Raw genomic sequence first — 19,315 nt, forward strand, 5'->3', positions numbered from 1 at the left:
AAAAAACCGCCGCCCGGCAACGGGTGGCGGTTTTTTTCATGCCCTCTCCTACAGATCGATCTGACCGCTGCCGACCGGCATCACCCGCCCGCCGACGCGAATCACGCCGGCGGCGTCCACTTCGAGATCGAGCACATTCGGCCGGTTCAGCGCATGGCCCTGCTCCAGTCGCCAGTGCAGCCCGCGCCGGCCGTCACTGGCCAGCCAGCCGCCCAGGTTGGCACAGGCCGAGCCGGTGCCCGGGTCCTCGATCACCTGGCCGTTGTGGGTGAAGAACAGCCGCACCGTGGCCACCGCGCCGTCGACATGCCAGACATAGGCCATCGCCGCCCCGGTCACATTGCGGCACAGCGCGTCGATGCCGGCCGCCGACGGCCGGCAGGCCAGCACCGCATCGCGGCTGGTCAGTTCGATCAGCAATTGCTCGGTGCCGGTATTGACGAATCTTGCATCGCGCAGCGCCCCGGCGCCGAGGCCCAGCATGTCGGCCAGTGCATCCTGCTCGCCCGTGAACGGGCGCACCTGCGCCGGTTTGGCAGTCAACTGCGCATACCCCCCTTCACCCAGCACAATCGGGAACATTCCGGCCGCCATTTCCAGCCGGACCGATGCACTCAGCCCGCGCAACCGCGCCAGTACGGCGGCCGTGCCCAGTACCGGATGGCCGGCGAACGGCAGTTCGTAGCCGGGGGTGAAGATGCGCACGCGGGCATCGCCCCCCTCGGTGGCCGGAAAAACGAAGGTGGTCTCGGACAGGTTCATCTGCGCGGCAATCGCCTGCATGGTCGTGCTGTCGAGTCCGTCGGCCGGTTCGAATACCGCCAGCGGATTGCCGCCGAACGGCGTTTCAGCAAAAACGTTGACCAGATGGAAGCGGTAACTCGGCATGAATGGGCTCCTCGATGGATCAGTCCTTCATCATAACGACTTGCCGTGGCCGGATAACCGGAATTCGCCGATTCCTGTAGGGTTTGCGGAACGGCTGGTCTAGGCTGACGAAACAGAACTCACATCAAGGGAAACACCATGGGCTGGATTATCACGATACTGGCAGGCGCACTGATCGGCTGGCTGGCCAGCAAGGTGATGGGCACCGATGCCCAGCAGGGTGCGATCGCCAACATTCTGGTCGGCATTATCGGCTCGGCGCTCGGCAAGTGGATCTTCGGCGATCTGCTCGGCATCGGCTCGGCCTATGCCGCAGGCGGGTTCTCCATTGCCGGGCTGGTCTTCGGCATCCTGGGGGCTGTGGTGCTGATCTTCCTGCTGAAGATGGTCGGCATATTCAAGTAAATGCCGGCGGCCGGGCTCCTGTCCCGGCCGCCGCCGTTTCACTCAGTGACCGTCGAAGCCGTTCAGCACGCTGACGGCATTCTCGCCGATCGGTCCGACCGCATAGCCGCCCTCCAGGCAGAACAGCGTCTGCAGGCCCAGCCGGGCCAGCCGGGCGCCGACGGCATGAAAATCGGCCGTTTTCAGCTTGAAGGTCGAGATCGGATCTCCCTCATAGGTATCCAGCCCCAGCGACACCACCAGCGCATCGGGCCGGAAAGCCGCAATCGCCGTGCACGCCTGTTCCAGCGCCGCCATCCAGGTCGGAACGTCGCTGCCGGCCGGCAGCGGCAGGTTCAGGTTGCACCCTTCCCCCTCCCCGGCGCCGCGCTCGTCGGCAAACCCCAGATAGAACGGAAACTCGGTGCGCGGGTCACCGTGGATGGACACGAACAGCACATCGGCACGGTCATAGAAAATCTGCTGCGTGCCATTGCCGTGGTGGTAGTCGACGTCCAGGATCGCCACCCGGCCCAGCCCGCTGTCGCGCAGATGCTGGGCAGCGATCGCGGCATTGTTGAAGAAGCAGTAGCCGCCAAAGACGTCGGCCGCGGCATGGTGCCCCGGCGGACGGCACAGCGCGAACGCGGCCCGCTCGCCGGCCAGCAGGCGATCGGCACCGGTCAGGGCGGTCTGCGCCGACCAGTAGGCGGCAGGCCAGGTGCCGGCGGTCACCGGCGTGCCGGCGTCCATGGAGAAATAGCCCAGCTGGCCGTCGATGTCCTGCGGCTCGATCTGGCGGAAGCAGCGCGTCGGCCAGATCAGCGGCAGCGCATCATAGGTGCGGCCGGTTTTCGAGCGCCGGCTTGGCGCGGTCCAGCGCGACCAGAACGTCTCCAGAAAACGCACGTAGTTGTCGCGATGCACCGCCAGGATCGGCGCCTTGCCATGGTCGGTCGGCGCAATGCGCTCGAATCCGGCCCGGTCGACTTCGGCCAGTACCATGTCAGCGCGCGAAGGGTTCTCGAAGCACGGTTTCAGCGTGCCATCCACCAGTTCGGCATTGCCATGCTGAAGGCGATGTTGCTCGGTGTACACAGTCAGCATCGGAAAAAACACTCCCATAGAGAAACGGCCACCCGGCGACGCGTCGGCGGCATGCATTCACCCTACGCCACCCGCAGGCAAAATGTGCTGCCCTGGATCAGGAAGCCGGCCCGACGCAAAAAACCCCGCTCGCGGGCGGGGCCTGTTGCCGGCTGGCCGGTCGACGGGTCAGTCGAACGGATGCGGGCGCGGGGTGTTGTCAGCCGACGGCGGCAGGATCGGCATGTCGATCTTCGGCTGGTCGCCGGTCAGCGTCTTCAGGAAAGCCACGATATTGGCGTTCTCGCTCCTGGTGAACTGCTTGCCGAGCTGCAGCTTGCCCATCGTGTCCACCGCTTCGGACAGCGTGGCCGCCGCGCCGTCGTGGAAGTACGGGTAGGTCAGTTCGACGTTGCGCAGGGTCGGCACCTTGAAGTTGAAGCGGTCGGCATCCTTGCCGGTCACCGCGGCACGGCCGATCGCCGGGTTGTCGGTCTTGTACGGCGTGACCAGCCCCATTTTCTGGAACGAGGCGCCACCGACGGCCGGACCATTGTGGCAGGCCACGCAGCCGCTGTTCTTGAACAGCTGGTAACCGGCCAGTTCCTGGGCGGTCAGCACCTTCTTGTCGCCCTTGAGCCACTTGTCGAAGCGCGAGTTCGGCGTGACCAGCGTTTCCTCGAACACGGCGATCGCGTCGGTGATGCGGTTGATATCGATCTTGTCCGAACCGTACACCCTGGCGAATTCCTGGCGGTACTGCGGGATGGACTGCAGCACGTCGACCGCCAGCGTATGCGTCGACGCCATTTCGCCCGGGTTGGCGATCGGGCCGCCGGCCTGTTCCTGCAGGTTCTTCGCCCGGCCGTCCCAGAACTGCGCCAGGTTCAGGCTGGAGTTCAGCACCGTCGGCGAGTTGATCGGGCCTTTCTGCCAGTTGTGGCCGATCGAGGTCTTCAGGTTGTCCGAACCGCCCATGCTCAGGTTGTGGCAGGAGTTACAGGAGATGAAGCCGGAACGCGACAGCCGCGGATCAAACCACAGCTTCTTGCCCAGTTCGGCCTTGGCCGGCTGCGTCAGCTTGTACGGGGCGATCGGCTGAATCGGCTCGTCCCCTGCTGCGCTGTCTGCCCATACCCAGCCTGCAGTCAGCATCACGCTGGCAATCGCGCCAATCTGAAATAGTTTTTTACTCATTTACGGCCTCCTTGATTCACGACGTCGTACCCAATATCTATTGGCTTATTGCGCCAATAGCTAGTCCATCCGCATAAAATGCTATTGGCTTTCAATATGCACAGTATTGACCGAAATCAACAAGCTCAGGCTATCGACCGGATCAGGCAAACAGCAAAATCAACACGTTGATTACAAAAGAATTTTTTGTTATAAATTTTTTAAATCACTTCGATTAACATTGGCTATCGCCGAATGAAAAAACCGAAACAGCCAATGTTTTACGGCAAATAAACGGCGTTATGCCTGACAGATAAAAAAAAGAATAAATTTGTCCTGACACGCCATTTTTAATTCAATTCTTCATTCTGCAAAACAGAAAAAATTAAATACCTGGCGCATCCGGTCGATAACAGGCACAACGAATCACAGGACGCACCGGACATGACCTCGATTTCCGTCAACCTCAGCAGCTCGGCCTCGTCGACCAGAATGTCGACCGGCGCCACCGACAGCCTCGGCAAGAAGATCGCCGACCTGAAGCAGCAGGTTCAGGATCTGTACAAGCAGGCGCAGGAACTGAAGGACGCGAAGCTGTCGCCGGCAGAGAAAGAGAAGCAGCAGCGCATCATCGAGGCGTCGATCCAGATGCTGCAGGCCGAAATCGCCCGGCTGGAGAAGGAACGTGCCAGCCAGGGCAAGCAGGGCGGCACCGAACCGTCCAGGGACCCCAAGCCCGGCACGGAGGTCAAGACACCGACCGCCAGCGTCGCCAGCCCCTCGAACACCGGCACCCAGGTCGACGACTTCGCCTGAGGAGTGTTGCGGAACAGCAGTCCAGGCGGCGGATCACGTGATCCGCCGCTTTTCGTTTCTGCCCTGCCGTCCGTCACCCGTTGCATCCGCCCCACACCCCGTACAAAAAACACCCCCTCCCGCAAGTGCTTGAACGCAGGCGAAAAACGCGCTGCGGATATCGTCGTCGGCTGGAAAACCGTTATGTCCATGCCTTGTCATGAACAGACAATGACTACTACAATTTGTGCAACAACTATGAAAACAGCAGCACATATTGTGTAAAAACCTGCCTGGCACGGGTTTTCAGCCGACACAAGCGTCCCAGCAAAGGAGCTCCCAACGATGTCTGTCGCATCCACCGCCTCATACCAGTGCATCCGTCGCAACGGCGACGTGGTGCCGTTTGCCCCTGACAAGATTTCCGTCGCCCTGAGCAAGGCTTTCCTGGCCGTGCTCGGCAGCGAAGCCGGCGGCTCCAGCCGCCTGCGCGATGAAGTGGAACACCTGACCGCCACCGTGGTGGCAGCCCTGATCCGCCGCCGCCCGGAAGGCGGCCCGATCCATATCGAAGACATCCAGGACCAGGTTGAACTGGCCCTGATGCGCGCCGGCGAGCAGGAAGTGGCCCGCGCCTACGTGCTGTACCGCGAACGCCGCGCCGCCGAGCGCCGCGCTGCCCGCGAGGCACTGGGCCTGGCCGCCGCCCCCACCCTGCACGTCACCCGTGCCGACGGCAGCCGCGCGCCGCTGGATCTGGACCGGATGGCCACGCTGGTGCATACCGCCTGCATCGGTCTGGAAGCCGATACCGACCCGGCCGCCATCCTTGGCGACACGCTGAAGAACCTGTACGACGGCGTCAGCGAAGCCGAAGTCGGCCGCGCCGTGGTCATGTGCGCCCGGCAGATGATCGAGCGCGACCCGGCCTACGACAAGGTCACCGCCCGCCTGCTGCTGGATTCGATCCGCGGCGAAGTGCTCGGTCGCCATGTGGCGCAGACCGACATGGCCGCGCTGTACGCCGATGCCTTCCCCGGCGCCATCCAGCGCGGCATCCAGGCCGAGCTGCTCGACCCGCGTCTGGGCGAATTCGACCTTGCCCGCCTGGGCCAGGCGCTGAACGCCGACGCCGACCTGCAATTCGGCTATCTCGGCCTGCAGACCCTGTACGACCGCTACTTCCTGCATATCGAAGGCCGCCGCATCGAACTGCCGCAGACCTTCTTCATGCGCGTGGCGATGGGCCTGGCGCTGAACGAAGCCGAACGCAACGACCGCGCGATCGAGTTCTACCGCGTGCTGTCCAGCTTCGACTTCATGAGCTCGACGCCGACACTGTTCAACGCCGGCACCCTGCACAGCCAGCTGTCCAGCTGCTACCTGACCACGCTGGGCGATGATCTGACCGAGATTTTCGACGGCATCAAGGAAAACGCGCTGCTGTCCAAGTACGCCGGCGGCCTCGGCAACGACTGGACCCCGGTGCGCTCGCTCGGCAGCCATATCAAGGGCACCAACGGCAAGAGCCAGGGCGTGGTCCCGTTCCTGAAGGTGGCCAACGACACTGCCGTCGCGGTCAACCAGGGCGGCAAGCGCAAGGGCGCGGTGTGCGCCTACCTGGAAACCTGGCACGCCGACATCGAGGAATTCCTCGAACTGCGCAAGAACACCGGTGACGACCGTCGCCGCACCCATGACATGAACACCGCCAACTGGGTGCCGGACCTGTTCATGCAGCGGGTGATGGAAGACGGCCCGTGGTCGCTGTTCAGCCCGAGCGAAACCCCGGACCTGCACGATCTGACCGGCAAGGCCTTTGCCCGCCGCTACGCCGAGTACGAAGCCATGGGCGAGCGCGGCGAGCTGCGCGTCTACAAGCGCCTGCGCGCGCTGGACCTGTGGCGCAAGATGCTGACCATGCTGTTCGAGACCGGCCACCCGTGGCTGACGTTCAAGGACCCGTGCAACCTGCGCAGCCCGCAGCAGCACATGGGCGTGGTCCACAGCTCGAACCTGTGCACCGAGATCACGCTGAACACCAGCGACAGCGAAATCGCCGTGTGCAACCTCGGCTCGGTCAACCTGGCCAACCATATCCGCAATGGCCAGCTCGACGATGCCAAGCTCGCCGGCACCGTGCGCACCGCCATGCGCATGCTGGACAACGTGATCGACCTGAACTTCTACCCGGTCGAAAAGGCCCGCAACGCCAATATGCGCCACCGCCCGGTCGGCATGGGCCTGATGGGCTTCCAGGACGCACTGCATGCGCTGGGTCTGGCCTACGGCTCCGACGCAGCAGTCGAGTTCGCCGACCGTTCGATGGAAAGCATTGCCTACCACGCCTACTGGGCCTCGACCTCACTGGCCGAGGAACGCGGCACCTACCAGACCTACGACGGCAGCCTGTGGAGCCGCGGCATCCTGCCGCACGACAGCCTCGACCTGCTGGCCGAGTCGCGCGGCGGCTGGCTGGAAGTCGACCGCTCGACCACGCTGGACTGGGACCGCCTGCGGGCCCGCATCAAGCAGTTCGGCATGCGCAACTCGAACTGCCTGGCCATCGCCCCGACCGCGACCATCGCCAACATCATCGGCGTGTCGGCCAGTATCGAACCGACGTACAAGAACCTGTTCGTCAAATCGAACCTGTCCGGCGAGTTCACCGTGGTCAACGAGTACCTGGTCCGCGACCTGAAGCGTCTGGGGCTGTGGGACAAGGTGATGCTGGCCGACCTGAAATACTTCGATGGCGACCTCGGCCCGATCGAACGCATCCCGGCCGAGGTGAAAGCCCTGTACGCGACGGCATTCGACCTCGACCCGAGCTGGCTGGTCGAAGCCGCCAGCCGGCGCCAGAAGTGGATCGACCAGGCACAGAGTCTGAACCTGTACATGGCCGGCGCCTCGGGCAAGAAGCTGGACACGCTGTACAAGCATGCGTGGGTACGCGGTCTGAAAACGACCTACTACCTCCGCACGCTGGCCGCGACCAGTGCCGAGAAGTCCACCGGTCGTGGCGGCGAGCTGAACGCCGTCCCGGTCGCCGCCCCGCCGGCCGTCCCGGCGACGGACATGAAGTTCTGCTCGATCGACAACCCCGACTGCGAATCTTGCCAGTAGGCAAGATCGCAGGCGGTGGTTGAGGCGCAGCCACAACCCGGACGCTCCTGCGACAGCAGGAGCCAGCCCGCAGGGCGCGAATCTTGCCAACAGGCAAGATCGCAGGCGGTGGTTGAGGCGCAGTTAAGGCACGCAGCCCACGGCGGGCGGACAGGTGTATAAGCACAATCGTCACCTGTCTGTTCCCGTCGTCGATTGGAGAGAGCGTCATGAAACGCCTGCTGTTACTGATCTGCTGCCTGACCCTGGCCGGCTGCGCCACGGTTGCCAAACAACTGAACGGCAGCCTGCAACCGCCGCCCGGCTACGGCTACGCCATCGTGTCGATGACCGCGCTGGCTTTCGAGCCGGATGCGAGCTCGATCGAGGCGATTTACGTGCCGGACGGCGCGCCTGGCCGGGGTGGCAACATCCACGCCAGCCTGCTGACCGACTCGGTGTTCGGCGAAGCCGGCTCGTCGCCGGTCGAAGGCAAGCTGGCCCTGCTGACGCTGCCGCCGGGCAACTACCGCTTTGTCGAGGCCATCGGCTACTACCCGCAGGAGATCGCCGGCTGGCGTACGCGGCAGATCATCCGGATGCCGATGAGCGCGCCGTTTACCGTGACCGCCGGTCGCGCCGTCTATCTCGGCGAGATCCGGCTCGATCTGTCGTACCGGCCGGAACTGCTGCTGCGCGACGGCCGCCCGCGCGACTTCGGCCATATCCGCCGCGTCTGGCACGTGGAGGACCTCTCGCCGATCGACGTGCGGCTGCTCTCCCCCCTTACCCAATAATCGACGTACCCGACAGGAACCGACATGCTGACATTTGAAGACAACGACATCGCCGCGCCGGCCGTACCGGCCAATCCGACTGCCACCGCCATGCCGAACCGCGTCAACGCGGTCGACAAGCGCATCATCAACGGCAAGACCGACGTGAACCAGCTGGTGCCGTTCAAACACAAGTGGGCATGGGAGAAGTACCTGGCCCAGTGCGCAAACCACTGGATGCCGCAGGAAGTGAACATGCAGCGCGACATCGAGCAGTGGAAGACCGGCCAGCTGAGCGAAGACGAAATGCGCATCGTCAAGCGCAACCTCGGCTTCTTCGTCACTGCCGACAGCCTGGCTGCCAACAATATCGTGCTCGGCACCTACCGCCAGATCACGTCGCCGGAATGCCGCCAGTTCCTGCTGCGCCAGGCCTTCGACGAGGCCATCCACACCCACGCCTACCAGTACATCGTCGAAAGCCTCGGCCTGGACGAAGGCGAAATCTTCAACGCCTACAACGAGATCGCCTCGATCCGCGACAAGGACGAGTTCCTGATCCCGTTTATCGACGCGCTGTGCAACCCGGCCTTCAAGACCGGCACGCTGGAAACCGACCAGCAACTGCTGAAGTCGCTGATCGTGTTTGCCTGCATCATGGAAGGCCTGTTCTTCTACGTCGGCTTCGTGCAGATCCTCGCCCTCGGCCGCCAGAACAAGATGACCGGCGCCGCCGAGCAGTACCAGTACATCCTGCGCGACGAGTCGATGCACTGCAATTTCGGCATCGACCTGATCAACACCATCAAGCTGGAAAACCCGGAACTGTGGACCGACAGCTTCAAGGCCAGCCTGGATGAGCTGTTCCGCAAGGCGGTCGACCTCGAATACGCATACGCCGAAGACACCATGCCGCGCGGCGTGCTCGGCCTGAACGCCCCGCAGTTCAAGGAATACCTGCGCTTTATCTGCAACCGCCGCATGCAGCAGATCGGCCTGACCGAACTGTTCCCCGGCGCCAGCAACCCGTTCCCATGGATGAGCGAGATGATCGACCTGAAGAAGGAAAAGAACTTCTTCGAGACCCGGGTGACGGAGTATCAGACGGGCGGGGCTTTGAATTGGGATTGAGGGGGGTTGTCAGAAATCGGAAAGGTTGAAATTTTGTAGTCAAAAGTTGAAATTTCCGATAACCAAAGCATGAAATCTTGCTTTGCGAGAAGAAAGGGCCCTGTCGTTACAGGGCCCTTTCCATGTTGCGATCGGCAGTATCAGTAATCGGAAGTAACCTCTTGCTTGAACATTGGCATGCGCTCGCTTCTCGGCCAAAACTGACGTTCGACGGCTCGATGAAAAATGGCCGCTTACCTATTGGAAGTGGACTGCCCCGGCTCCTGCAGGTAATCCTGCCCCATGATTGGCCGCAAGGAGGTAACGCGCAGACGGGCCGGCTCAGCGCTTGCCGGCCGCCTCTTCTCGCCGGCGCTTGGCCTCTTCCAGCAGGTAGACCTGGTAATCGTCCAGATCGCCCGCGAAATCGCTGACCCCGCCACGCGACACCATCCAGAATTCGTCACACACCGCGCGCAGCAACGCCCGGTCGTGGCTGACCAGCATCACCGAGCCTTCGAACTCGTTCAGCGCCACGCTCAGCGCCTCGCGGGTGGTGAGGTCCAGATGGTTGGTCGGTTCATCCAGCAGCAGCAGGTTCGGCCGCTGCCACACGATCATGCACAGCACCAGCCGCGCCTTCTCGCCGCCGCTCATGCTGCCGACCGCCTGCTTCACCATGTCGCCGCTGAAGTTGAAGGTGCCGAGGAAATTGCGCAGCCCCTGCTCGCGGCAGTCATTGGCCGACGGCCGCATCGCCGCCGGGGTGTCGCGCGCCAGGCGGAACATGTGCTGCAGCGGATCGTCCTCCGGCCGCAGCACGTCCAGTTCCTGTTGCGAGAAGTAGCCGATGTTCAGCCCCTTGCCGCGGATGATCTCGCCACCGACCGCCTGCAGCGCCTCGGCCACGGTTTTCACCAGCGTCGACTTGCCCTGGCCGTTGGCGCCGAGAATGCCGATGCGCTGGCCGGCCAGCACGGTGCGGTTGACGTTGCGCACGATCACCGTCGGCGGTGTGTCTGCCGGCGCGCCATCCATTGCCGGATAGCCGAACGCCGCGCCGGTCATCGACAGCATCGAGTTCGGCAGGCTCATCGGCTCCTTGAATTCGAACTGGAAGTCGGCGTCGGCCAGCACCGGCGCGATCTTCTCCATCCGCTCCAGCGCCTTGACGCGGCTCTGCGCCTGCTTGGCCTTGCTGGCCTTGGCCTTGAAGCGGTCGATGAACTTCTGCAGGTGCGCCATCTTTTCCTGCTGCTTGGCCTGCGCCGCCTGCTGCAGGGTCAGCTGTTCGGCACGCATGTACTCGAACTTGCTGTAATTGCCGCCGTAGCGCACCAGCTTGGCGTTGTCGACGTGCAGCGTCACCGTGGTGACGGCATCGAGGAATTCGCGGTCATGGCTGATCACCACCATGGTACCGGCGTACTGCTTCAGCCACGCCTCCAGCCACACCAGCGCATCCAGATCCAGGTGGTTGGTCGGCTCGTCCAGCAGCAGCAGATCGGACGGACACATCAGCGCGCGCGCCAGTTGCAGCCGCATGCGCCAGCCGCCGGAGAAGCTGTTCACTGGCTGCTGCAACTCGGCGACACTGAAACCCAAGCCGAGAATCAGTGCCTGCGCCCGGGCCGGCGCGTCGTGGGCGCCGGCATCGTTGAGCGCGGTATAGGCGTGCGCCATGCGCATATAGTCTTCGCCGGCCTCGGCCTCGGTCACCTCCCGCTGCGCGGCGAGCAGGATGGCATCGCCTTCGACCACGAACTCGGTCGCCGTCTGCACCGTTTCCGGCATGTCCTGCGCCACCTGCGACATGCGCCACTGCGACGGGATCGACACATCGCCGCCGTCTTCGTGCAGCGAGCCGTTCAGCACCGCGAACAGCGAGGATTTGCCGGCGCCGTTGCGGCCGACCAGGCCGACTTTCTCGCCAGGATTGAGCGTCACCGACGCGTTGTCGAGCAGGACTTTGGTACCGCGGCGCAAGGCCACGTTTTTCAGAATGATCATGGGAAGCGCCGTGCGGCGGCAGGAAACAGGTTACGCCGCGACCGGCGACAAGGCGGGAAGACGACAGGCAATGCGGCCAACGTTGGCCGCATCAGGACAAGGGTGCTGCCTCGGCAGCGTGGCGCCGCCGCATGCTGCAAAGCAATAAAAACGGCGCGGCGCAGATGGTAACACGCCCCTACGCGCTCCAATGACCTCCTCCCGAAAAACCGTAGCGGTGAAAAGTAGAGGTTTCTGGCAAATTTGAGCCCATCCGGGCAGGAGATTTGTCATGAAAAAATCGAAGTTCACGGAAGAGCAGATTGCCTTAGCGCTGCGCCAGGCGGAGTCGGGCACCACGGTCGCGGAGGTCTGCCACAAGATGGGCATCTCCAAGGCCACCTTCTACAACGGGAAGAAGATGAGTCTCACAGGGGTGTCGAGCAGCAGATAACGCCCTGCCCGACCATCCACCAGTCATCCATAAAGCGTCCGGCCAAAGAAGTCTTTCAGCTTGTTTACGGCCAGGCCCACATACAGCGGCTTCCAGTACGTCTCGATATGGGTCGCTCCCTCGATCAGGAACAACTCCTTGTCCTTTGCATTCACTGCCTTCGTGAACGCTTCCTTGCTCATATAGAGCGAGTCGGCCCGGCTGCCGGCCATCATCAGCAGAGGCTGGGCAATGAGTTCGATATTGTCGGTTGCATCCCAGCGCATCAGGTCCAGCAGGCTGCTCGTGGTGTACTTGAAGGTCGAGTTGGGGTGCGCGTGTGTCTTCCCGTAGTACTCGTAACCCTGCCGATACAGATCGAACGGCAAGCTGGCAATCTGTTCGTCGGTCAGGTTTGCATCCCCGGAATAAAGGACGTCCCCTCCCACTGCCTCCTGGGCCCGGGCTGCCGAAGCCTGCTGCAGCCGTGACTGGATGGTGTCCAGTTGCGAATCCGCATAACCATTACGGCGAACCCGCCCCGAGTTGAACATGCTCAACGTCGCAACCGCTTTGAATCTCTTATCGGATTCTGCCGCGGCCAAAGCGTAGCCGCCTCCACCGCAGATACCGAGCAGCCCGAGTCGCGCCGGATCGACGCCCTGGAAACCGGAAATAAAGTCCGCCATCCCATGGATGTCTTCCACGCGATTCGCCGGCTTGTCGACGTGACGCGGTATGCCGCCACTGCCGCCTTGATAGGCGGCGTCGGCAACGATGGTGATATAACCCTGCTCGGCAAGCCGTTGCGCGTACAGACCAGCCACCTGCTCCTTGACGCCACCATTCGGATGCGCGACCACAACCGCGGGGTACTTTCGTTTCGCATCGAAATGGGCGGGCGTGTAAACATTGGCGACGATATCCAGGCCGTTGAGCCGGTATGTCACCGGCGTGATATTGACGGCTCCCCTGACGTTCCCGGTAATGGCGCCGTCGTAGGCCAGCGAGAAGGGATTCTGCCTGTAGTCTGCAGCCATGCTTGCTCCCGATAAAAGGCTGATCGCGCCAGCCACGCAGAATGCGTTGAAGATTTTCAAATTCATAAGAGTCTCGAATGGGCGGGATCCCGGGGGCCGGCAGCGGGATCAGGGCGCGGGTTTGCGCTGAAAAACATCCCTGGCAACCCCCGTTGCCGACACGGCATTTGGCCAGCCCGTATAGAAGGCCAGATGGGTGATGAGCTCGGACAGCTCCAACTGCGTCAGGCCGTTCTGAAGGCCAAGGACGAGGTGCGAGCGCAGTTGCTCCGGCCGGTTCATGGCAATCAGGGCACTGACGGTGGCAAGACTGCGGTCCCGCTTGCCCAGGCCGGGTCGCTCCCATATCTCGCCAAACAGAACCTGATCCGTAAGTTCGGCAAGTTTGGGGGCGACATCCCCCATCAACTGCCGGGCACGGCTCGGGCTGCCCACCGGGGCCGACCCTAATCCCGTGCTCTTCACTGCAGCCAGATAGTCCTGATCACTTACCTTGTCTTGCCAGGTGACGGCGCTGCCATTTTCTTTCTCGGCGATTGCAATATGCGTCATCGCTCCGCCAGGTCCTGCGCCATGCCAATGGCGCACATTTGCAGGAATGGTAACGACATCGCCGGGCCGGAGGATCTGTGCAGGCTGGCCGTCTTGCTGCACCAGGCCAATCCCGGAGGTAACGACGAGAATCTGCCCGAGAGGGTGGCTGTGCCATGCGGTCCGGGCTTGTGCTTCAAAGCTCACGGAAGCCCCCCCTGCGTGACCGGGCGGGAGAGCCTGGAATGGCGTGGAAATGCGAACAGTCCCGGTAAATGTCTCCGTCGATCCGATGGACACGGGTGCAGTCTCAGCGGAACGCACTTCAACGACCGGCAAGGGCGCTGCCCGGGCGGGTAGCTGCGTATTGGCGCCGGCGGCACACGTCAGGGCAAGCATAATCAGCGCTTTCATGAACGGGCCTCCTTTGGGCACAAGATGTCACGCCGACGTAGGTCCGGAGCTTTGGGTACGGTCATGGCCATTTGCTTCAGATATCGAGTCTGCGCTCGGCCATCCACTTGACGATGGCCGGGTCGCGATGCGAGAAGAAACTGCTTGTGTTGGTATCCAGCGTGGCGATGAGGGCCATGTCTGCATCAGCCAGTTCGAAATCCAGAACGGCGAGGTTTTCGGCCATGCGCTCCTTGCGCACCGACTTGGCCAGCGCGACGATGCCTCGCTGCGTCAGCCAGCGCAGCACAACCTGGCCCACGGACTTGCCGTAGCGCCTGCCGATACCGATAAGCAACTCGTTCTGGAACAGGTTGTTGCGGCCCTCTGCAAATGGCGCCCAGGCTTCGGCCTGCACACCGATTTCCTGCATGAAGGGAGCGCTCTCCCGTTGCTGCAAAAAGGGATTCACCTCGATCTGGTTCACAGCCGGCGCCATCTCGTTGAATGCCTTGATATCCATGAGCCGGTCAGGATGAAAATTGCTGACGCCAATGGCGCGCAGCTTGCCGGCACGGCAAGCCTCTTCCATCGCTCGCCAGGAACCGTGCACGTCACCAAACGGCTGGTGAATCAGATACAGGTCCAGATAGTCGAGCTGCAGGCGTCGTAGCGACTTGTCGATCGCCTCGCGGGTGTGCTCATACCCGGCTTCCTGCACCCACAGCTTGGTCGTTACGAAGAGCTGGTCGCGAGCGACGCCACTGGCCTTGAGCCCCTTGCCAACAGCCTCTTCGTTCATATACGAGGCTGCAGTATCAATCAGCCGGTAGCCACTCTCGATGGCATCAATCACGCTGCGTTCGCATTCCTTCGCATCAGGAATTTGAAAGACGCCGAAGCCCAGGATGGGCATTTCTACGCCGTTGTTCAGTGTCACGTGTTGCATGGCGAGTCCTCGAAGGTTTGCTGGCTTGAACTCTAGGCCCGATACTCGCATTTAAATAGCTGCAAAAAGATTGTTTTATTAACATCAAATTAGGGACAATAACGAAAAGGAGGCGCCTTCGAATGGCCATCAACGAGCTTCGATCCTTGTCCACCTTCATCAAGGCGGCAGAACTGGGCAGCCTGCGCAAAGCGGCGCAGGCTCTCGACATCAGCCCTCAGGCAGCCAGCAAGGCGCTGGCACAGCTGGAAGCGCATCTGAATGCGCGGCTGTTTCACCGTACTACGAGGGTCATGTCCCTCACGGATGCTGGTCAGCGCCTGCTTGAAGATGTCCAGCCGGCACTGCTGGGCATACAACGCGCACTGGCGCATGCCCGGACGGCCAAAGAGGAGTTTGCCGGGCCACTGCGCATCGCCGGCCCCCGCACGACATTCCAGCCCATCCTTTGGCATCTAGTGGAAGAGTTCTGCGCGTTGTACCCGGACATTCAGCCAGACGTGCTTCTGGATGACGGAGTTGGCAACTGGGTTGAAAACCGGGTGGACGTCGGCTTCCGGCTTGGACCGTCGCCACACGAGGGCGTCATCGCGCGCAAGCTGTTCCCGCTGCAATTGATTGTTTGCGGCGCGCCGGCCTACTTCCAGCGTTATGGGGCGCCGGGCTCACTGGCCGCGCTCGCCTCTCACCGTTGCAGTGCTTTCCGTAATCCCGGAACGGGCAAAGTCACGCCGTGGCATGTGAGGCTTGGCGAACAGATCGTCGACCAGCCGGTCGTTCCCGCAATCTGCAGCAATGACGAGATGTTCGAGCTGCAGGCCGTGCTGTCCGGCAGCGTACTGGGACAATTGGCAGGCGTCACCGCCGCCCCCTACATTCGTTCAGGACGGCTGGTTCCCGTTCTACTGGATCACATACCCGAGTTTGGAAACTATTCCGTGTACTTTGGCAGCAGGACGTCCCAGCCGGTACGAGCCCGGGCGTTCATCGACCTCGCGGTAAAGCGTCTTACTGACAATCCGGCGTATTTGCTGAGTGCTGAAGAGCTGCGGGACGGGTATCGCCGGGTGCGAGGGACAGAATGACGGCACTACTCACACACCAAGCGCTCAACGGATAAATACAGCTGTTCGACTAACTGTTTTGAATATGCGCCATAATGAAGTTCACGGTGGCAGTTTGGGCAGACGGCTACCGCATTCGATACTTGATCTGAGCCTTGATCGGCCAATCTTCTGACGTGGTGCACCTCAAGATAAGGCATGCCATCTGCAGCCTTAAAAGGAGCTGATTTTTTACAGCACTCGCAAACACCACCGGCCTGCTGCAAAATCCATGCTTTGATTTCTGGGTCACGAGCATATTGAGTACTTGCAGAGGTGAACGGTTGGGGGCTATCACTGCCTGTCGGCACAGGAAGTTGCTTCTTTTTCACCTCATCCCGAACAGCAATCTCAAACGCAACGATGGGTGCTACCTGCCGCCCTTCGGCTTCCGCAAGTAGTTGCTCGATTTGTCCAGCCACTTGCGCACCGACATTTTTTGCCGGTTTTAGACCACGAAGCCAGTCCCGTCCCATCAGCGAAAGCACATAGGAAATATTTTGCATCCGATACTCGAATGCCTTTGCCGTTCTATTAAATTTCCCTGCAAGTTTTTCGTAGTACTGTTTTTTAACATAAGGCTTGCCTGCTCGGTCATGGGCCATGGGCCATCATATCCAGATAGATTTCGACTGCCGAGTCGTAACTCATCCACTGCCCATGCTACTCCGTTGGCTTCTTCCGCCACAGCTGCAAGAGTAAGTAGAGAGAACGTGTGAGATTCAATTTCTATACTGGGAAACAAATAGGCTGACCAGTCAAATAATTTCGACTGAACCTGCCAAAAATACAGATAAACATTTACTTAATAACAGTCACAATACCATTGGAATAACATTTGGAAAGTGGAAAAATTCGCTAACAAAATATGGGGTTTTTTCCATATTAGCAATACCATCCACTATCAATGAATAATAATGTAAACCCCTCTAATTTGATTTCATTTTTTACCGATTTTTAGCAGCGGAATTTATCAATTCCTTTAACTCAAATAATGATAATGTTTTATCTTTTTTCCTATGCACAACCGCATGGCAATTTGCACATAATGGCACTAAATCGCTCTTGGGGTTAACCAACATTTCACCCCCGAGCTCGGAAACAGGTACAGTATGATGAATGTGAATAAAATCTTTTGCATATTCACCATAGAAATAAAAAAAATTGAACCCACACGCAGCACATGTACAGCCATGAATAGCGACAGCTTGAACCCGAAGTTTGTGCTGCCGTTCATAATACGTCACATACTTAAGTTTTTTCGTTCCCTCTTGCTGAGATTCAAATGATAGGCTTTCATTTTCCGAAGAGTCAATTTCAGCCACATCCACTATTGGCGCAATATCATCATCATCCAATTGGGAACAAATTTCCTGATAAATAGCTTTATTTATCGGGCGAACACCATCCCGCCAGTAATTGCTCTGTTTAGAGGCAGGTATTTTTTCCAAGTACCCTGATGCAGTTTTAGCCAATACTGGTTTTCTAAAACTTTGATAATCATCAATAGTAGCAAAAAGATCTCCTTTTTTGCTTTTTTCATCGGGGATGATTTTCCCAATTTTGGCGATACCAAAGTAATGGGGGGAACTAGAAAGTCGCTTAGCTACGAATTCTTTCTTTTTATTTTTCCCTTTGTAGTAAACAACCGTAACACCTTCCCGTATATACTTTTCATATCGCTTTGGGAAATGATAGATACAGCCAGTCACATCTCCCCAGGAAGATTCATCATTCTCGGTGATTACAACGTACACCATACATCTCCAGCCATGCGCAAGTTATCATGCTGCCAGCATGGCTCATCGCAATCAACTATTGAATAATTTTGGAGGGGTATCGCGCGTACTTGTCAGTGCTCCCCTGACGTGTCTCCGCAAAAGCACAGCCGTGTGCTGGCAGGCTCTGCCAATGCAAAACAGCCCTGCGGATGCAGAGCTGTTTTGCATTGCTTGTATCTCCCCCTCAATTCACCAACGGCACCCCCACCGCGCCCAGATCCACCCCCACCACCTTCGCCTGCCCGGCCAGGATCCGGACATACTGTTCCAGCGCCCGGGTCAGCGCCTGGCCCTGCAGGTCCATGGCCACGCGTTCGCGCGCGACGTCGAACGGCATCAGCTTGCCGGGAACGCGCTGGTCGATGCGCAGGATATGGAAGCCGAAGCGCGTGCGTACCAGTTGCGGCCACAGGCCGACGGACTGGTCGGAGAACAGGGCGGCGTCGAATTCCGGCACGGTTTCGCCGCGTTGCAGCTGGCCGAGGCTGCCACCAAGCTCGGAAGACGGACAGTTGGAGTTCTCGCGCGCCAGCTGGTCGAACCGCTCCGGCTGGTCGCGCACATTGCGCAGGATGGCTTCCGCCCGCGCCTGCAGTGCCGGCAGGTCCACGCCGGACGTCACCTGCAGCAGGATGTGCGAGGCAAATACCAGTTCGCCGGCACAGTAGCGCCGGGCATGGGCGGTGTAATAGCGTTCCAGTTCGCTGTCGCTGGCCTGCGGCACGCTGACTTCCTGTTCCAGCAGTTGTTCCAGTGCGGCAGCACGGGTGTCGTCGTCGGCGCCGTCTTCGAGCAGGCCGACAGCCAGTGCGCGCTGGCGCAGCAGTTCCTGCACGGCGGCATTGTTCAGTTCGGCCCGGGTGTCGGCTTCGATCCGGATATCGTTGATGGTCGCTTCAGGCATGGCAGGTTCGCGGGGTCGGGAGTAATGAAGGCACGTTATCCACCCCGGCGACGCGGCACAATACGCCGAGCGGGCTAGGTCCCTACTCCGAAAACACGAAGAACGGCGCCGGCATCGGCATGCCTTCCGGATGGGAGAAGCGGTCGCCCGGTGCGCACTCGTTCCGGTTCAGCGCCGTCACCCGCAGCGCATCGAACCGGGCGCGGCCATTGACGGCCAGTCCCAGCGTGCCCCGCTGCCGCGTGTCGTGCGGCTCACCGCTCAGATAGCGTTTGCCGTCGATGCTGACGCTCAGGTTGCGGTTGCAGACGGTGATCTCGACCCGGTACGGGCGGTTCGTTTCCACCTGGAACGGCACTTTGGCCACGTTCTTGCCGCCATAGGCCTTGTCCGCAGTCGAGCGTCCGTTGCCGATGGCCAGCTTGTTCTCGATCCGGTACAGATAAACGCGGGTATAGCGTTGTGCGGTGCGGTCCAGCATCAGCTCGGCCAGCACGCCATCCTGCAGTGTCAGCGTGGTACCGAGCCGGTAGTTGGCCGGCAGCGGCACCCGGCCATTGATGCTGGCCCAGTCGCCCCGGCAGCCGCTGCTGCCCGTCTCGCAGCCCCCCTGCAGACCACCGTCCGCCAGCGGCTGCCACTGTCCGTTCTCGACCTGCCACAGTGACGGGAAGGTGTCGCTGCGGGTTTCGGAATAGCTGGCGCAGCCGGCCAGCAGACCAGCCAGGGCGATGGCGGGAGTCAGGGACAGGATGGAAGTGCGCAACGGGATACCTTTTTCCGGACCGGGGTGGGCCCCCATACTAGCGCGTTGAAAAAATCCGAAGAATATCTGGCGGCACCGCGGTGCGAAATCGGCACGAGTGCAAAAA

General features: G+C 60.8%; 17 protein-coding genes and 1 pseudogene. 7 read left to right on the forward strand and 11 right to left on the reverse strand.

The annotated features are described in order from the left end of the window. Positions 1 to 48: 48 nt before the first annotated feature. Positions 49 to 888, reverse strand: a complete 840-nt coding sequence (locus tag Q352_RS0112345; protein WP_028499616.1) for a PhzF family phenazine biosynthesis protein — start codon at positions 886 to 888, stop codon at positions 49 to 51. A gap of 138 nt (positions 889 to 1,026) precedes the next feature. Between Q352_RS0112345 and Q352_RS0112350 the strand changes: the two genes are divergently transcribed. Beyond that, positions 1,027 to 1,293 (forward strand): GlsB/YeaQ/YmgE family stress response membrane protein, encoded by a 267-nt coding sequence (locus Q352_RS0112350; protein ID WP_028499617.1) that lies wholly within the window; start codon positions 1,027 to 1,029, stop codon positions 1,291 to 1,293. A 42-nt stretch (positions 1,294 to 1,335) separates the two neighbouring features. On the opposite strand, the gene Q352_RS0112355 is transcribed toward Q352_RS0112350, so the two are convergent. Both Q352_RS0112355 and Q352_RS0112360 read right to left on the reverse strand, forming a co-directional pair. Beyond that, positions 1,336 to 2,379 (reverse strand): histone deacetylase family protein, encoded by a 1,044-nt coding sequence (locus tag Q352_RS0112355; RefSeq protein ID WP_028499618.1) that lies wholly within the window; start codon positions 2,377 to 2,379, stop codon positions 1,336 to 1,338. Positions 2,380 to 2,547: 168 nt separating this feature from the next. Continuing rightward, positions 2,548 to 3,555 (reverse strand): cytochrome-c peroxidase, encoded by a 1,008-nt coding sequence (locus Q352_RS0112360; protein WP_084300124.1) that lies wholly within the window; start codon positions 3,553 to 3,555, stop codon positions 2,548 to 2,550. Between the two features lie 423 nt (positions 3,556 to 3,978). Here Q352_RS0112360 and Q352_RS0112365 point away from each other — a divergent pair, with 423 nt between their 5' ends. The 4 genes from Q352_RS0112365 to Q352_RS0112380 all read left to right on the forward strand — a co-directional run bounded on the left by Q352_RS0112365 (position 3,979) and on the right by Q352_RS0112380 (position 9,341). Further along, positions 3,979 to 4,350 carry a FlxA-like family protein gene (locus Q352_RS0112365; RefSeq protein WP_028499620.1) on the forward strand — a complete coding sequence of 124 codons (372 nt, stop codon included), beginning with the start codon at positions 3,979 to 3,981 and terminating at the stop codon, positions 4,348 to 4,350. A gap of 324 nt (positions 4,351 to 4,674) precedes the next feature. Continuing rightward, entirely contained in the window at positions 4,675 to 7,455 is a 2,781-nt protein-coding gene (locus tag Q352_RS0112370; protein ID WP_028499621.1) for a ribonucleoside-diphosphate reductase subunit alpha, read from the forward strand. Positions 7,456 to 7,664: 209 nt separating this feature from the next. Beyond that, positions 7,665 to 8,231, forward strand: a complete 567-nt coding sequence (locus tag Q352_RS0112375; RefSeq protein WP_028499622.1) for a hypothetical protein — start codon at positions 7,665 to 7,667, stop codon at positions 8,229 to 8,231. Positions 8,232 to 8,255: 24 nt separating this feature from the next. After that, a complete protein-coding gene (locus Q352_RS0112380) occupies positions 8,256 to 9,341 on the forward strand; it encodes a ribonucleotide-diphosphate reductase subunit beta (RefSeq protein WP_028499623.1) in 1,086 nt (361 codons plus the stop codon). Between the two features lie 321 nt (positions 9,342 to 9,662). On the opposite strand, the gene Q352_RS0112385 is transcribed toward Q352_RS0112380, so the two are convergent. After that, positions 9,663 to 11,330 carry an ABC-F family ATP-binding cassette domain-containing protein gene (locus tag Q352_RS0112385; RefSeq protein ID WP_028499624.1) on the reverse strand — a complete coding sequence of 556 codons (1,668 nt, stop codon included), beginning with the start codon at positions 11,328 to 11,330 and terminating at the stop codon, positions 9,663 to 9,665. 271 nt (positions 11,331 to 11,601) lie between these two features. On the opposite strand from Q352_RS0112385, the pseudogene Q352_RS20920 reads away from it, so the two are divergent. After that, a pseudogene (locus tag Q352_RS20920) lies at positions 11,602 to 11,730 on the forward strand (transposase); the annotation flags it as partial. A gap of 56 nt (positions 11,731 to 11,786) precedes the next feature. Here the strand turns inward: Q352_RS20920 and Q352_RS0112395 are convergent. From Q352_RS0112395 to Q352_RS0112405, 3 genes are all read right to left on the reverse strand, one after another. Further along, a complete protein-coding gene (locus Q352_RS0112395) occupies positions 11,787 to 12,848 on the reverse strand; it encodes an alpha/beta hydrolase (protein ID WP_036386213.1) in 1,062 nt (353 codons plus the stop codon). Between the two features lie 42 nt (positions 12,849 to 12,890). Continuing rightward, positions 12,891 to 13,727 (reverse strand): (R)-mandelonitrile lyase, encoded by an 837-nt coding sequence (locus Q352_RS0112400; RefSeq protein ID WP_028499626.1) that lies wholly within the window; start codon positions 13,725 to 13,727, stop codon positions 12,891 to 12,893. Between the two features lie 76 nt (positions 13,728 to 13,803). After that, positions 13,804 to 14,655, reverse strand: coding sequence for an aldo/keto reductase (locus Q352_RS0112405; protein ID WP_028499627.1), 852 nt, complete (start codon positions 14,653 to 14,655; stop codon positions 13,804 to 13,806). Between the two features lie 122 nt (positions 14,656 to 14,777). Here Q352_RS0112405 and Q352_RS0112410 point away from each other — a divergent pair, with 122 nt between their 5' ends. After that, positions 14,778 to 15,740: a LysR family transcriptional regulator gene (locus tag Q352_RS0112410; RefSeq protein WP_028499628.1), complete on the forward strand. Its 963-nt coding sequence runs from the start codon at positions 14,778 to 14,780 to the stop codon at positions 15,738 to 15,740. A gap of 5 nt (positions 15,741 to 15,745) precedes the next feature. Here Q352_RS0112410 and Q352_RS22840 read toward each other — a convergent pair whose 3' ends face one another. The 4 genes from Q352_RS22840 to Q352_RS0112420 all read right to left on the reverse strand — a co-directional run bounded on the left by Q352_RS22840 (position 15,746) and on the right by Q352_RS0112420 (position 19,209). Continuing rightward, entirely contained in the window at positions 15,746 to 16,363 is a 618-nt protein-coding gene (locus Q352_RS22840) for an HNH endonuclease (protein WP_156952538.1), read from the reverse strand. A 342-nt stretch (positions 16,364 to 16,705) separates the two neighbouring features. Beyond that, positions 16,706 to 17,518, reverse strand: coding sequence for an HNH endonuclease (locus Q352_RS22845; protein ID WP_084300126.1), 813 nt, complete (start codon positions 17,516 to 17,518; stop codon positions 16,706 to 16,708). A 205-nt stretch (positions 17,519 to 17,723) separates the two neighbouring features. After that, the gene (locus tag Q352_RS0112415; protein ID WP_028499629.1) at positions 17,724 to 18,443 is read right to left on the reverse strand and encodes a peptidylprolyl isomerase; all 720 of its coding nucleotides are present in this window, start codon (positions 18,441 to 18,443) and stop codon (positions 17,724 to 17,726) included. An 82-nt stretch (positions 18,444 to 18,525) separates the two neighbouring features. Continuing rightward, the gene (locus Q352_RS0112420; protein WP_028499630.1) at positions 18,526 to 19,209 is read right to left on the reverse strand and encodes a hypothetical protein; all 684 of its coding nucleotides are present in this window, start codon (positions 19,207 to 19,209) and stop codon (positions 18,526 to 18,528) included. Positions 19,210 to 19,315: the final 106 nt, after the last annotated feature.

Source organism: Microvirgula aerodenitrificans DSM 15089, from assembly GCF_000620105.1.
GTDB lineage: Bacteria > Pseudomonadota > Gammaproteobacteria > Burkholderiales > Aquaspirillaceae > Microvirgula > Microvirgula aerodenitrificans.